Below are 14,936 nucleotides of genomic sequence, written 5' to 3' on the forward strand. Positions count from 1 at the left end.
AGAATCAAGAATGTACCATTCAATATCAACAGGAAGGAATTTATTTCTCGCTCTTCTTTTGATTATTTCATTATCGGTAATCTTCCCGGAGGAAATAATCGCACAACAAGAGCAACAAGGGAGCCAACTCGACGAAGATGTAAGGAGGAAGTTCGACTATTATTTTTACGGGGCATTGAATGCGAAATCCCTGGGAAAGTATGCTGAAGCGATGGATCTGTTTCAGCATTGTTATGCATTGGATTCCACCAACGCCAATGTGTCGGTAGAATTGGGCACATTCTATAATGTGCTGCAGGAGAAGGATAAAGCTTTGGATTTTTTCCGGAGATCTGTACGATATGATCCTGCCAATTACTATTATAACATGATGCTGGCTGGTTTAAGTAAAGAACTCGGTTTGAAGCAGGAGGTGATCGATATTTATATCCATTTATCTCAATTATACCCGGAAAAACTCGATATCCGTTTTGAGCTGGCCAATGCATTTGCCGAGAGTGGCGACTTCCAGAAAGCCATTGATGTGCTGACCGAGTTGGAAAAAAATACCGGTATCAACGAGATGATTGCCCTGAATAAATTCCGTCTCTATTCTATGATGAATGAGAAGGAGAAGGCTTTCGACGAGATCCGGCAAATAATCGAAAAGAATCCTTCCGAGCAGAAGTATCTTATTCTGATGGGTGATCTCTATCTTGAAGATAGTAAGCGTGATAAGGCGTTGGAATACTATGACCGGGCAAAAGTGATCGATCCTGACAATCCGGCGCTGATCCTTTCAATGGTGAATTATTATGAGAAAACGAATGATAAGCAGGCTGCACAGGCCGAGTTGCAAAAAGCGGTTACAAATTCATCGATAGAGGTAGACGTAAAACTACAGTTACTTACCCGCTATCTTAGTATCCTGCAGCAAAGCAAGCAGGATATGAAACAGGTGAATTCCCTTTTCGAAACGCTTTTTGAACAACATCCCAATAATTCCCAGTTGAATATGATCTATGGGAATGTACTTTTGTTGCAGGAAAATAAAGAAGGAGCTGCAGAGCAGTTCAGGATTTACACCAAAGCCAACCCCGAAGATCCTGCCGGATATGAACAGTTGCTTCGTATAGCATTGCCTGAGGAGGATATGGAAAAAATAAAAGAAGTGACTATTGAGGCGCTAAAACATCTACCGCAGGAACCCCAGTTTTATTTCTATCTGGGAGCTGCCCATTATCAACAGGAGAACAAGAAGGAAGCACTCAAGGTTTTCGAGGAGGGGCTTGCTAATGCCATCTTCAGGAATCCTATCGTTGAATCCGATTTCCACGGACAGATAGGCGATCTGAATTATTCACTCGGGAATAAGGAGGTTGCTTTCGAGAGTTATGAGAAAGCGTTGAAACTGAATCCACAGAATCTACCTGTTTTAAACAATTACAGCTATTACTTGTCTCTTGAAAAGAGAGATCTTGATAAAGCAGAACAGATGAGCGGTATTACGGTGAAGGTGGAACCGATGAATCCCACTTATCTCGATACATACGGATGGGTATTGTATGAGCAAGGGTCCTACACCCTTGCCAGGATGTATATAGAACAGGCCATACAATACAGTAAAGGGGAGCCCTCGCCCGATGTGTTGGAACATTATGGTGACGTCTTGTTCAAAACGGGAGATAAAGAGAAGGCAATAGAACAGTGGAAGAAAGCCAAAGAGGCGGGAGGAGGATCAGCTACATTGAAAAAGAAAATTAAAACAGGTAAATTATAATCATGTATCATTCACATTATCGACAGATTTTAATCATCTGTCTGTTGTCGGTAGTCACATTCACTGGCTGTAAACCGAAACAGAGAATTGTTTATTCCACTTCACCGGTGGAAGACAAAGCTCACAATGAGCTATTCAATGATATTATTACCCATGAGTTCCCATACCGGACCTTCTCTGCCAAACTCAGTATGGGAATGACTTCCGGTACTAAATCGTTTAGTTCTAAAGCCAATATACGGATTATAAAGGATAAGGCTCTTCAGATTTCAATACAACCGGTTTTCGGCGTCGAGATGTTTCGGCTTTATATGAGTCCCGATACTGTATTTGTGCTCGACAAAATGAACAAGCGATATGTATTGGAATCAATCGCCACAATAAAGGAATTCTACCCTGTAGGTTTTGATTATTATACAATGCAATCGCTATTTACCAACGCACTTTTCGTGTCGGGAAAGAACCAGATAGATGCCTCCGATTATAACACTTTCAATTATAATCGTGCTTCCGACCAGAACTATCATATTACGGCGAAAGATGTTGAATCGGGTATCGATTATTCTTTTATTGTCAATGGGGATGACCGGATTACATATACCCATCTGATGCTCCCCGAAAAAGAACAGTTTATGCAGTGGGGGTATCAGAATTTTGTGGTATTGAACAATGTTACATTCCCGCATAAGATGGATGTGACCCTCTCGTCGGCATCCAGAAAGATTGATGCAGAGTTGCTTTTTTCCGATGTAAGCACGGGCGACTCTGTGACTCTGACGTTGAATATACCCTCGGGTTATACGAAAACCTCAATGGGAGAGATACTGAAGATCCTTTCTCCAAAGTGATTAGGTGGATAGGTGGACTGGTTTGATGAAAACGCTCTGGAATGCTTGACTCTAACAGTCTAAAAGTCTTGGTTCTGAAAAATATATCGTATGAAGAAATTTGTATTCTTATTCCTTTTCCAGACTGTTGCTCTCCTCCTACTGTCGCAAACGCAGCAGATCGAGAATTTGCAACGTCAGCAACAGGTGTTGATGGAAGAGATAAAAAATACGAATAAGCTTTACCTTGATCTGAAAAAACAGAGTACAACAATTTTAGAACGGATAAATCTTATCAATAGTCAGATAGCTGCCCGTAAGGAATTGATAAATACTCAGACGAAAGAGATTGAAGCATTGCGGAAGGAAGAGTTGCGGCTTGAAAGCGAGATATCCAGGTTGAATAAAGACCTGAAAACGAAGCAGGATAATTACGCTGATGCAATGAGAGGAATGCTGAATCATAAATTCAGCCAGAATAAATTACTTTTTATCTTATCGGGTAAATCTGTGGGAGAATCGTTGCGCAGGATGCAATACCTTCGTGAATATTCCAAGTGGCAGAAAGTACAGGCTGAAGAGATAAAGAAGCAGCAGGTGGATATCAAGATGAAGCAGGAGTCACTGGCTAAGGCCAAGGCCGATAGGGAGAACGCATTAATTGCATTGCAGGCTGAACAGCAGAAGTTACAGGGCGAAGAGCAAACACGCCAGTCGGAGGTGGCAACGGTAAGGGGGCAAGAGCGGCAATTACAGAAAACTCTTCGGGATAAGCAGCAACGGGCAAATCAGTTAAATAACCAGATCGAAAAGCTTATTGCGGAGGAGGTGGCACGACAGGAGCGTGAGGCAGAAGCCAGAAGGAAAGCCGAAGAAGCTGAGCGACAGAGAAAAGCCGAAGAAAAACGTGCTGAAGATCGACATAAAGGAACAAATGATAAGAAGAAGGAAGAACTGGCTGAAGCGCCTACCAAGACAGAAGAACGAGCTTCAGGTACAACACCTGCTCCGAAAATTGAAGCCGGTAGCAGTAAGGTATCGGTTGAGTCTTTCAATCTCTCGAAGGATTTCGCTGCTAACAAGGGGAGGCTGCCTATGCCGGTTAGCGGAACAGCTGCTATCGTGGGTAGCTTCGGGGCCAAAAAGCACAATGAATGGAATGTTACAACCAACAGTAACGGTATCGATATTCAGACCGAAAAGGGAGCCAATATCCGGAGTGTATTCGACGGGGAGGTATCGAAAGTATTTTCTTTCCCCGGCTCCAATACCTGTGTGATCGTGCGTCACGGTGATTATTATACATTCTATGCAAATATATACGACTTGTTTGTGAAGCAGGGAGACAAAATAAAAACAGGACAGTCATTAGGGCGGATCTTTACCGATCCCGATACCGGTATTTCTACGATGCATTTCCAGTTGTGGCAAAAAACAAACAAACTCAACCCGGCTCCCTGGCTCAGCAGATAATGAATAACAATCGAATCGGAATATATGTCGCTGAAAATTAGACTGATTGTTATGAATTTCCTGCAGTTTGCGGTGTGGGGAGCTTATCTCACTTCTATGTCCCGCTACCTGGGACCAGCCGGACTGGGGGCACATATAGGTATCTTTTATTCGGTACAGGGGATTGTGTCAATTTTTATGCCGGCCATCATGGGTATTGTAGCCGACCGATGGGTGCCTGCACAGAAGTTGTTGGGAATAAGCCATCTTCTGGCTGCATCTTTCATGCTTTCTGCCGGCTTATATGGATTATATAGTGGTACGGGAGTCTCATTTCCTATTATTTTTGGCTTATATACGTTGAGTGTGGCTTTTTATATGCCCACGTTGGCATTGTCCAATTCGGTTGCTTATACCATCCTTGAAAAGGGCGGGATGGATACGGTCAAAGCGTTCCCGCCAATACGTGTATTTGGTACTATAGGGTTTATCTGTACCATGTGGCTGGTAGATATACTGGGATATCAGGTCTCGTCGATGCAGTTCGTGGTGAGTGCTATCCTGGGTATCATATTGGGGATATATGCACTTACATTGCCCAACTGTCCTGTGACCACGGCTACAGACACCAAGACACTGTTTCAGGCGCTTGGACTTGATGCTTTCAGGCTTTTCAGGATAAGAAAAATGGCCCTCTTCTTCATCTTTTCAATGTTACTCGGCGTAGCACTACAGATAACCAACGGATTTGCCAACCCTTTCATCGCCAGCTTCGAGGCTTATCCTGAGTATGCCACTACCTTTGGTGTACAACATTCGAATATCCTGATATCCCTTTCCCAGATATCTGAAGCACTCTGTATCTTATTGATTCCTTTTTTCCTGAGACGTTACGGCATAAAGAGTGTGATGCTGATGGCCATGTTTGCCTGGGTACTCCGTTTCGGTTTCTTCGGTCTGGGTAATCCCGGCAGTGGCGTATGGTTACTGGTTCTTTCCATGATTGTGTATGGAGTTGCTTTCGATTTTTTCAATGTGTCCGGATCGTTGTTCGTGGATAAAGAAACCCCTCATACTATTCGTGCCAGCGCACAGGGAATGTTCATGCTGATGACCAACGGGATAGGAGCTACCATCGGTACCTTGTGGGCACAGTCGGTGATAAACCGCTTCTGCTCATGGGCGGATATATCGGTGGGTTCTACCTCAAGGTCGCTTCTTGTCGGTGATTGGCAGAGTGTCTGGTTTATTTTTGCAGGTTATGCTCTTGTGGTTACTCTCCTGTTCGCTCTCCTGTTTCGATATAAACACGTGAGAGGTAATTGATTTCAGGATTGATATAGTATTACAAAAAACAGGAGGAAAGACGGATAAGTCTCTCTCCTGTTTTTTGTATGTGTAAAATTCAACCGATACGGCTATTCAGTTACTTTCGGCATCATCACGACTGTTTTCAGGTTACCCTGATCAAGTAATGTTTTGGCAAAATTCCGAATATCATCCGGAGTGACCGTATTGACCGTTTCAATGTATTGGGTATGCCCATCCTCATTATAGAAATACTTGTTCCTGAGAATATTGACCCAGTATCCGTTCTCCTTCAGGTTTTCGGTATAACTCTTGTTCATATACTCCTTAACCTTCGAGAAGTCACCTTCGCGCGGTCCGTTTATAGCAAAATCCTTCAGTACGTTTAGCACAATCTGGTTAAGGTGTTCCATCCTTTCAGGATCGGTATCAAACATAACCTGTAAAGCGGTTTGTCCTTCCGGATAACGGGAGATAGAACCTCCTGCATATACTCCGTAAGTTCCCCCTTCCTCTTCACGTACTTTTTCGGTGTAGATGATATCAAGGACCTGATCGAACATGCTCATCAATATCTGATTCTTCATGTTACGTTCTATTTTTCCGGTTACTACGTTGAATACCGATGCTTTGGGATTTTGCATTTCCCTCTGGAAAATATTATTTATACTTCCCGTGCTGAAACTCATAGGTACTTTTACGAAGTCACTTTTCTTCGCTTTTCCGGGCAAGGAAGCAAGGTATTGTTCTACCACGGGACGAACCTTTTCCTCGTCGATATTGCCTACGAACGTGAATACAAAATTGCCGGCATTTGAGAATCGTTCCTTATACATCTCCATGATCCGGTTGTAGTCGATCTTTTTCAGATCCTCAATTTTCAACCGTTTTGTCAACGGATTGTCGCCATACATTGTCATTGTCACCGAGTCGCTGAACGCTACCATCGGTTCGGCCTCCTGATTTTTCAACTGGGTCTCCATCCGCTGGATAAATGACTGGAAAGCATCATTATCCTGTCGTGGAGCAGTGAAGTAGAGGTAGATTAATTGGAGCATGGTCTCGAAATCCTTGATGGAAGAGGAACCGTTAAAATCTTGTGTGGTAAGGCTGATTCCCGGGCGAGCGGAAGCGGTCTTGCCCGCCAATACTTTAGGCAGATCGGTCGCACTGAAATTGCCAACTCCACCCAATGTGGCGACATTACTCATCATCCGGCTATTGATAGGATCTTCGGAGGCATATTGCGAATATCCACCCACACTTGTGGCCGACATCATAATCTGGTCGTCTTTGAAATCAGTATTTTTCAGGATAACCTTCATGCCATTTCCCAGCGTCCATACGGTGGTACTCATAGCCTCATCCTTTTCAATCTTTACGATCTTTCCCGGCTTTGGGGGATTCGCAACCAGCGGTTCATCGATCACTTCTTCCTTATAAGGCTCTATCGTCTCGGCTTTGACAGCAGCCAGTATTCCGAGTAATGCCTCTTCAGAAGGATAAGTCAATCCTTCCTTTTCCGGGCCGGTGATGGCGATCACGATATTCTCATTCCCTATCAATTGGGTGATTGTCTGGTTGATCGCTTCAACGGGAATATTAGGTGCCATCGCCTGCATGAATTGATGTTCAAATTCGATACCGGGAATAGGTTCACCGTCAGTGAAAGCCCGGACATATTCTTGAGAGTAAGAAGAGTTCCTCTGTTTATCGCGGTTGTTGTAGGCGTTTTCATATCCTTTCAGAATATTGGTGCGAGCGACTTCATACTCCGATGCCGTGAAGCCGAATCGTTTCACTCTTTCGGTTTCGCGCACCATAGCTGCCAGGGCGTTTTCGATTTTATCTTCTGCACTTCCTGATACTACGGTCCATGCATCCTTTGTCTTGGCTACAAAATAATCGCCATCATAAGCGCCGGCGGAAGTAAAAGGAGCGTTGGGTTTCTGCGTGATTTCAGCAAAACGCTGGTTCATCATTGAAGAGGCAGCATTCAGGATATACTGCATGATATACCCTGCCTGTGTATTCTTCAATTCATCGGGAAGAGGGTCATGCTTGTAAAACATCAATATCTGGGTATTGCGGGCTTCCTTATCGGTAGCAATGGCCACGATGGGTTCTTTATTATCGGGAACCGGATAGTATTCACGTTCTGCCCTTTCTTTATCGAGTTGAATGGGCGAGAACAAGTTCTTTACCTTCTGCTCCATCTCATCCAGATCAAAGTCTCCTACGACGATGATGCCTTGGAGGTCAGTACGATACCACTTATGGTAATAGGCTCTTATCTCTTCCGGCTTGAAGTTGTTGATCACGTCAATGCTACCGATAGGCATCCGATTGGCATATTTACTGTCGGGGTACATTTTCGGGAGCAACTGATCCCATAGCCTTTGCTGGGCTCCACCGCGGGTACGCCACTCTTCACGGATAACACCCCGTTCACTTTCCAGTTCTTCCTCTTCAAGGGCAATGCCGCACGACCAGTCGTAGATCACAAGAAGGGCGGAATCGACCAGATTCTTATTGGTGGTCGGTATATCGGATATATAATATACCGTTTCGTCGAAAGAAGTATAGGCATTGATATTGGTGCCGAACTTGATGCCATTATCCTGCAGGTATTCCAACATGGTTTTTTTGGGGAAATTGGTTGTGCCGTTGAAAGCCATATGCTCTAAAAAGTGAGCTAGACCGGCCTGATTGTCCTCTTCCTGCATGGAGCCGACTTTCTGCGCGATATAGAAATCGGCTCTGTTCTCGGGCAGATTATTTTGGCGGATGTAGTAGGTGAGTCCGTTGTCGAGTTTACCCGTCCTCACCTTCGGATCTACAGGTAAAGGAGGATTTTGTTGTGCGTATGCAACCATTCCGGTTACAAGAAGCAGAAATGTAATTAATTTTTTCATATTTATTTTAAGTTGAAAGTTCGAAGTTGAAAATTAGAAGTTGTTGAATTGTGTAATCGTTAAATTGTTAAGCTGAAAACACAAATCTTACATCTAAAATCCTACATCCTAAATCCTGTCCAATACTATTCTCATAAGATCTTCTATAGAACCTTTGTAGTCGGCATTCGAATTCAAAGCAACCCTGTTGGCTATTATAGCGCAAACGGTCATCGACTTATGTCCCATCAGTTTTCCTAATCCCGCGATAGCTGAACTCTCCATCTCATAGTTGGTGATGGAGTGTTTTCCAAACCTGAATGACTCGATTTTTGCATTCAGATTGGGGTCAGCCAAGGGCAGGCGAACATGTCTCCCTTGAGGACCATAAAATCCTATGGCAGAGATAGTCACCCCACGGATCATATCGTATCCCACACGGTCTACCAGTTCCTCGTCGGCGCTCACCACATAAGGAGAACAATGATAGGGTGACCAGTTTACCTCTCGTTGGAAAGCCTCTTCAAACTCTTTTTCGCGGATCGATTCTGAATTGGCATAATAATGAATAAGTCCGTCGAAGCCGATCGATTTTTCGGATACCACATAGGAACCTACCGGGCAATGGGTTTGCATTCCTCCTGAGGTACCGACCCTCACCATGGTGAGTTGTTTAAATTCATCTTTCACTAACCTCGAATTAAAATCGATATTGGCCAGTGCATCCAGTTCAGTGAGTACGATATCTATATTATCTGTACCAATGCCGTGAGAGAGGGCGGTAATCCGCTTCCCCTTGTATATTCCGGTGATGGTATGGAATTCACGACTGCGTACATCACACTCTATGCTATCGAAAAAGGAAGCGGTCATAGTTACACGATCGGGATCGCCCATCATCACTATTTTGTCGGAAAGTTGTTCCGGCTTTATATGAAGATGAAAGGCACTTCTGTCAGAATTGATGATCAATTCCGATTCAGGTATGATTCTCATAATAGGTGTCGTGTCTGTTATTCTTACCGTTATTTCTTATCTCCTCCTCCCTGTGGCTTGGCGATGGAGTCTCTCATATCTGTATCCGCCTTGATATTTTCCATCCGGTAGTAATCCATAATTCCCAGATTACCATTACGGAACGCTTCAGCCATAGCGATCGGAACTTCCGCTTCGGCTTCGATCACCTTGGCACGTGCTTCCTGCGCTTTGGCTTTCATCTCCTGTTCCAGGGCGATAGCCATGGCGCGTCGTTCTTCGGCACGCGCCTGTGCAATATTCTTGTCAGCCTGCGCCTGGTCCATCTGCAGTACAGCACCGATATTTTTACCTATGTCAATGTCGGCGATATCGATGGAGAGAATTTCAAAAGCTGTTCCTGCATCTAATCCCTTTTTCAAAACTAATTTGGAGATAGAATCGGGATTTTCGAGCACCGATTTGTGTGATACGGCCGAACCGATGGAGGAGACAATCCCTTCACCCACACGGGCAAGAATGGTCTCTTCACCGGCACCACCCACCAATCGTTTAATATTGGCACGTACCGTTACACGCGCCTTGGCGATCAACTGGATACCGTCGATAGCTACAGCCGACACAGGAGGTGTATCAATTACTCTCGGGTTTACAGACATTCTCACCGCTTCTAACACATCACGGCCAGCCAGGTCGATAGCCGTAGCCATCTGGAAGGTGAGGTCGATATTTGCTTTGGAGGCAGAAACCAGTGCATGCACCACTTTTTCCACATGCCCTCCGGCAAGGTAGTGGGCTTCCAGATTGTCGCGGGTGACCATCTTCAGTCCCGCCTTATGGGCTTCAATCATCGCGTAGACGATGGTGTGAGGCGGTACACGGCGCAGCCGCATCAGGAAGAGCTGTACGAGCGAGATTCGTACTCCGGCGGAGAGCGCATTGATCCATAAGAAGAAGGGAACATAGTGAAAGAATATCAATAAGAAGACGATGATTACGGCAATCGTAATAAATAAAGGAATTGAGATAGAATCCATAATGAATTATTTTTGGTGTTTTATATTGAATGTTTTAGATGCTTCCTGGGCAGGTTTCAGTTTTTTCCGAAAGCGGAAATTTCGGCTTTTTTCTTTACCAGTACATTGTAAGCCTCTACTTTCACTACTTCGATTTCGGTATCTTCATCAAGGAATTCACCGTCGAATGATTTTCCTTCCACTTCCACATCGTTGATCAATAGTTGCCCAATAGGATTCAGACGGGAAATAGCGACGCCGGTATCGCCTACTGCTATTTTCTGTAAATGGGAGGTATCGACCTTTCCCTCAATGTTGGTATCGAGGGATATCTTTCGTAGTGATTTCGATTTCAGTAGCCAGAAGAAAGAACCTCCAAGTAATACCACTGTACCTCCGAGTGCGATATTTCCGACCATATTACCCTGAAAAATATATGCATAGGCTATACCTCCGATCAGGAAGATAGCTCCGGCGATACCTGCAATACTGATGCCGGGAAGCAGGAAGATCTCAATGAGCATAAATACTATTCCCAGGAGGATTACGGCGATTATAATAACAAGATCGAGTGTCATAGCGGATTAATATTGATTAAAATGAGTACGTATTTCTTCGTTTCTGGCATCTATTTTGAGCCTTTCCATTTCTCTTGAGAGAGACTCAGTCTCTTTCTCAAGGCTGAGGATGGAAGATACCAATGCATTATTTGCGGATCCGTTACCCGCGAATTGGTCTCTTTTCTGAGAGAGTTCATTATTCAACGTTTTTAGTTGTTTCTCATAGCCCAGCGCTTGGGAAAAGATCGATCTGGCCCGCTCACTTTTGAAATCCGACAGGGTATGATAAGTTGCCAGATCGTTGATCACAAAAGTGAAATCACCGGAGGTCTGCTGTTGTGAGACGGTTCTTTGTTGAGCCAGCGTACGTAATGATTGGTAGTCGATCCCCTCTTTCCATGTGTCGGCAATCGAATGGATTCGAGCTCTGCCGACAAGATAATTTTCATCATCCGTTTCGATGAGTTGCACTTGCGGGTTTGGGATAAAGGTGTAAATACACACCGAGTTGTCCGGTTGAAACCGATCGGATGCGAACCATCCCACACCTTTCTCTTCATCAATTGCGAGCATGTAGTCGTTGAAAGGTGAATTGAATGGCATATTCAATTGGTTGGGATTAAGGTAGGTGTCTGAATTTAAATTGTATCGGGTGACGAACAGGTCATATCCTCCAAACGAATTATCATCCGTAGAAGCAAAATAGAGGGTCATCCCATCACTTAATACAAATGGGAATGCCTGATTCCCTGGCTTGTTGATGCTTTCCGGTAATCTCTTTTCGTTTCCGAAAGTGTCGAGTAGCTTATCCATTGTATAAAGGTCGGTACCGGTTGTCACATCACCGCCGGAATAGTATATTTTATCCTTCCGCTCGTTCATGTAAAGCGTTTCATCGCTCTTCAACCGGTCGGAAAAGAACTCTTGTATCGGCATCAATGAACCTGATGAAGCACTCAGGTGATAGGCTGACAGGAAATCATCTTTGGAAACGACCAGACTATCGATGATTTGCAGATCTTCCGTACGGTTGACGGCTCGTTGTAATTTTTCGGCATAGGACCGTTTTATGTCCAGCATCTGCAATGCTTCATTATCCTTGCGTTTGGCCTTTTGATATTTTTCGAACTCCTTTTCTGCATCTTTAAAGCGATACAGTTTTGTGTAGAGTTCTCCCAGATAGATGTAGGATTCCGGGATTTTTCGTTCCGATGCAAATTCCAGATATTTTTGCGCCTCTTTTATTCTCCCGGTTTGGTAAAGGCTGACCCCAAGCCATTGGTTGAGAGATGGATTATTAGGATTGTTGAGGTATTCAGTTTGAAAAACAGGTAACGCTTGGGCATAACGGCCTTCCAGATACCAGCTCTTGGCATCATCAAGCGTTTGCCCCGTAGCGTAAAGGCAAAAAAACATCAGAATATATATAGAAAAAAAGCGACCTCGTTTCATATCAGCGTTATAAACTAATCTTCAAAGATAATAATTTTTTGTATCGGTTTTGTTATGCATTGCAAAAAAATCACTGTTGCATTTGTCCCCCTTCCGGACTTTCCTCTCAACTGTTTGGGTCATCAATACAACTCTGGAATGGCCTGTCCTCTTGATGGAAATCAAAATATGTTGTAAAGCATGGGTAAAGAGTTGTAATAGTCTAATAAATAATATACTTTTGTGGATATTGATAAAAATATTTAATTTTACAGATCGTTTTGTTGTATTCCTGATCCCATGATCAATACAGGAATGCATCCTATTTCCTTGAACAATGACCGGGTATTTAGAGGAAAGTAAATTTATTACACAAGAAGAAAAGCTCCTATGACAAATAAGAATGAGTTTGACAATCCATTGATCTTTTATTTTGAAAATTAATTATGAGAAGAATTTATTAAGTTAAAACAACAATCTATGTTTCCCATGATTAAAAAGGTAATATTTCCTTTCCTGTTTTGCTCCTTATTGATAGCATGCAACAGGAGTGCTGCGTTAAAAGAAGGGGCAGTTGCCGAATCCGGTGAAATCAAGGTAATAAAGCCGGCTTCAACGGAGAATACCATCGATATCTCTCCCTATCTGGATACCATCAGGTATGTCAAGTTAGAATTGACAGATGAATCCATGGTAGGTTATATTCAGAAAATGATGGTGTTTGAAGAGCGTATTTATATCCTGGACACACACACCTCTTCACTATTTGTTTTTGATATCGACGGTAACTATCTTTTTAAGATTTTCAGTGTAGGAGAAGGTCCAAAGGAGTATATGCAAGTGGATCTTTTCGATATTGACTCAAAAAAGAGGCAAATAGTACTGACAGATTTAATGGCAAATCGGGTGCTGAGATATAACCTGGATGGGCATTTTATCAGCCGGACAAAGATACCTTTCTGGATTGATGGGATTGTGCCGGGCCATGATGGAGGTTATGTAATGTATACCAATTATCTAAATAATAAATCTACCCTGAAGCAGGAATACAACCTTCTCTATCTGGATTCCCTGATGAATATAACCCAATCCTATTTTCCCTATTCGTCTGAACAGTTTATTAAATTAACGAGTCCGCAAGGGAGCGTGTTTTATCCATACAATGGGGATTTTTATTTTTTTACCGGGTATGGAAACACTATTCACAAAGTCGGTAAGGAGGAATTGTCGCTGGTGTACTCTTTCGATTTTGGAGACAAGGTGTTTGATATAAGTAGATTGACGGATGAGAAGAGTGCAAAAGAATATTTAAAAAAGAAGACGTTTTATTCCCTATATGCCATACAGGAAACGGATGAGATATTGTCTTTTTCCTTAAGCGAACCAATCGACTCGCCGCTTCCTTTTCTTTTTCATGGTTACTATTCCAAAAAGACAAATAACCTTTTGTATTCTCTTGCTTTTGTGTTAGGGAAGGAAGGACAAGGACAGTTTTACACTCCTTCCATCGCCGCTTATGGATCATGGTTAATCGCTGAAATTGCAGTAGAAAGTTTGCTTTCCTGGAAAGAAAGTACGCAAAATGATCGTTTCGAGAACAAATTTCTGGAGCAGAGAAAACAATTCACAGAGAGCCTGGAGATAGAAGACAACCCCGTATTGATGTTCTACAGACTAAAACCGTTCTGAATAAAGATAGGGGATTGTCTTGCCATTTCAATTTTCCATCGTGCTATCTGCCGTGTAATCTGTTTCAACTACCGGTGGGGCAGGGGGGAGTGTGGGCATTACCTTTTTGTTTAGAATTTTCCAATCCCATTTGTAGATCCGTTGCAGAACGAAGACAAGTAGTACACTTGAGACCGAAATGGAGATAAGGCTTGCGGCCGGATCAATATCGTGGAAGAGGAATAGTGCGTCAGTCTGTAAAACGGATGCATGGTGGGTGACCAGGAGGGAGCCAAGCGCGTTGTTGACAAAATGGACACCGAGTGCCAATTCAATACCGTCATCGAGGATGGAAACCATTCCCAACATCAATCCCATGATAAGATATTGCGGCATGGAGAGCCAAAAACCATATTCTTTCACTTCTGGATTGGCCACATGCATAAGTGCAAATAGCAGTGATGGTATGAGCAGTGCCCACCAGCGGCTCCTGGTCCATCGTGCCACACCCTGTGTCAGATAACCACGGAACATAATTTCTTCAATGCTTGTCTGAAAGGGCATCACGATCAGCAAAATCAATATGAGCGTGAAGAAAGCACCGGGATTGAATCGGAATTCATATTCGCTCGGCGAAGCGGTCAACACGCTGATGGCTGTATCAACGAGTATGAAGATTCCCCAGACCATAATTCCCATCCATATACGATCCCAACGGATCTTTTTGCGGCCGTTGATGGTCTCGCGCACTGTGCGCCCGTGAAACGGTTTTATCAACAAGGCAAAAAGGAGGTACATAAAGGCAAAGGTGCCTAACATTACCAACAGGTAAAGATTATAAGAGATACCGTAGTCATACGGGTTTAGAATGACGGCGTCAAGGAAATCGCCGATATTCCCTCCATTCGAAAGGAAGGTGGGAAGTAACACTAAAAAGAGAGGGAAAGCCGCTAGCTGTGCTAATAACAAAACAATTACAGACATCAGGATATACCGGCCAATACCGTTTTTGCCTTCCAGGGCACGTTCTAAATGTTTCATATGTG

The 14,936-nt window shown here is 43.5% G+C and carries 11 protein-coding genes; 5 read left to right on the top strand and 6 right to left on the bottom strand.

Annotated elements, in window-relative coordinates:
- Positions 1 to 10: 10 nt before the first annotated feature.
- The 4 genes from VB073_RS16085 (at position 11) to VB073_RS16100 (ending at position 5,364) form a co-directional block, all read left to right on the top strand.
- Positions 11 to 1,759: a tetratricopeptide repeat protein gene (locus VB073_RS16085; protein WP_323405208.1), complete on the top strand. Its 1,749-nt coding sequence runs from the start codon at positions 11 to 13 to the stop codon at positions 1,757 to 1,759.
- Between the two features lie 2 nt (positions 1,760 to 1,761).
- Positions 1,762 to 2,607 carry a DUF4292 domain-containing protein gene (locus VB073_RS16090; RefSeq protein ID WP_323405209.1) on the top strand — a complete coding sequence of 282 codons (846 nt, stop codon included), beginning with the start codon at positions 1,762 to 1,764 and terminating at the stop codon, positions 2,605 to 2,607.
- A 90-nt stretch (positions 2,608 to 2,697) separates the two neighbouring features.
- A complete protein-coding gene (locus tag VB073_RS16095) occupies positions 2,698 to 4,059 on the top strand; it encodes a peptidoglycan DD-metalloendopeptidase family protein (protein ID WP_323405210.1) in 1,362 nt (453 codons plus the stop codon).
- Between the two features lie 24 nt (positions 4,060 to 4,083).
- Positions 4,084 to 5,364 carry an MFS transporter gene (locus VB073_RS16100; RefSeq protein WP_323405211.1) on the top strand — a complete coding sequence of 427 codons (1,281 nt, stop codon included), beginning with the start codon at positions 4,084 to 4,086 and terminating at the stop codon, positions 5,362 to 5,364.
- Positions 5,365 to 5,456: 92 nt separating this feature from the next.
- Here VB073_RS16100 and VB073_RS16105 read toward each other — a convergent pair whose 3' ends face one another.
- From VB073_RS16105 to VB073_RS16125, 5 genes are all read right to left on the bottom strand, one after another.
- Positions 5,457 to 8,261, bottom strand: a complete 2,805-nt coding sequence (locus tag VB073_RS16105) for a M16 family metallopeptidase (protein WP_323405212.1) — start codon at positions 8,259 to 8,261, stop codon at positions 5,457 to 5,459.
- A 108-nt stretch (positions 8,262 to 8,369) separates the two neighbouring features.
- Positions 8,370 to 9,236 (bottom strand): nucleoside phosphorylase, encoded by an 867-nt coding sequence (locus VB073_RS16110; protein ID WP_323405213.1) that lies wholly within the window; start codon positions 9,234 to 9,236, stop codon positions 8,370 to 8,372.
- A 29-nt stretch (positions 9,237 to 9,265) separates the two neighbouring features.
- Positions 9,266 to 10,252, bottom strand: a complete 987-nt coding sequence (gene floA, locus VB073_RS16115) for a flotillin-like protein FloA (RefSeq protein WP_323405214.1) — start codon at positions 10,250 to 10,252, stop codon at positions 9,266 to 9,268.
- Between the two features lie 56 nt (positions 10,253 to 10,308).
- On the bottom strand, positions 10,309 to 10,809 hold the full coding sequence (locus VB073_RS16120) for an NfeD family protein (RefSeq protein WP_323405215.1): 501 nt from the start codon (positions 10,807 to 10,809) through the stop codon (positions 10,309 to 10,311).
- A gap of 6 nt (positions 10,810 to 10,815) precedes the next feature.
- Positions 10,816 to 12,207 (bottom strand): tetratricopeptide repeat protein, encoded by a 1,392-nt coding sequence (locus VB073_RS16125; RefSeq protein ID WP_323405216.1) that lies wholly within the window; start codon positions 12,205 to 12,207, stop codon positions 10,816 to 10,818.
- A gap of 504 nt (positions 12,208 to 12,711) precedes the next feature.
- Between VB073_RS16125 and VB073_RS16130 the strand changes: the two genes are divergently transcribed.
- Positions 12,712 to 13,911, top strand: coding sequence for a 6-bladed beta-propeller (locus tag VB073_RS16130; RefSeq protein ID WP_323405217.1), 1,200 nt, complete (start codon positions 12,712 to 12,714; stop codon positions 13,909 to 13,911).
- Positions 13,912 to 13,938: 27 nt separating this feature from the next.
- Here the strand turns inward: VB073_RS16130 and VB073_RS16135 are convergent, their stop codons facing one another.
- Positions 13,939 to 14,931, bottom strand: coding sequence for a CPBP family intramembrane glutamic endopeptidase (locus VB073_RS16135; protein ID WP_323405218.1), 993 nt, complete (start codon positions 14,929 to 14,931; stop codon positions 13,939 to 13,941).
- Positions 14,932 to 14,936 lie beyond the last annotated feature (5 nt).

Source organism: Proteiniphilum sp. (genome assembly GCF_034927365.1).
Lineage (GTDB): Bacteria > Bacteroidota > Bacteroidia > Bacteroidales > Dysgonomonadaceae > Proteiniphilum.

Bases quoted from the DNA above. Each gene is read 5' to 3' on its own strand.
- VB073_RS16085 (WP_323405208.1), top strand. From the start codon at position 11: ATGTACCATTCAATATCAACAGGAAGGAATTTATTTCTCGCTCTTCTT.
- VB073_RS16090 (WP_323405209.1), top strand. From the start codon at position 1,762: ATGTATCATTCACATTATCGACAGATTTTAATCATCTGTCTGTTGTCG.
- VB073_RS16095 (WP_323405210.1), top strand. From the start codon at position 2,698: ATGAAGAAATTTGTATTCTTATTCCTTTTCCAGACTGTTGCTCTCCTC.
- VB073_RS16100 (WP_323405211.1), top strand. From the start codon at position 4,084: ATGTCGCTGAAAATTAGACTGATTGTTATGAATTTCCTGCAGTTTGCG.
- VB073_RS16105 (WP_323405212.1), bottom strand. From the start codon at position 8,261: ATGAAAAAATTAATTACATTTCTGCTTCTTGTAACCGGAATGGTTGCA.
- VB073_RS16110 (WP_323405213.1), bottom strand. From the start codon at position 9,236: ATGAGAATCATACCTGAATCGGAATTGATCATCAATTCTGACAGAAGT.
- floA (WP_323405214.1), bottom strand. From the start codon at position 10,252: ATGGATTCTATCTCAATTCCTTTATTTATTACGATTGCCGTAATCATC.
- VB073_RS16120 (WP_323405215.1), bottom strand. From the start codon at position 10,809: ATGACACTCGATCTTGTTATTATAATCGCCGTAATCCTCCTGGGAATA.
- VB073_RS16125 (WP_323405216.1), bottom strand. From the start codon at position 12,207: ATGTTTTTTTGCCTTTACGCTACGGGGCAAACGCTTGATGATGCCAAG.
- VB073_RS16130 (WP_323405217.1), top strand. From the start codon at position 12,712: ATGATTAAAAAGGTAATATTTCCTTTCCTGTTTTGCTCCTTATTGATA.
- VB073_RS16135 (WP_323405218.1), bottom strand. From the start codon at position 14,931: ATGAAACATTTAGAACGTGCCCTGGAAGGCAAAAACGGTATTGGCCGG.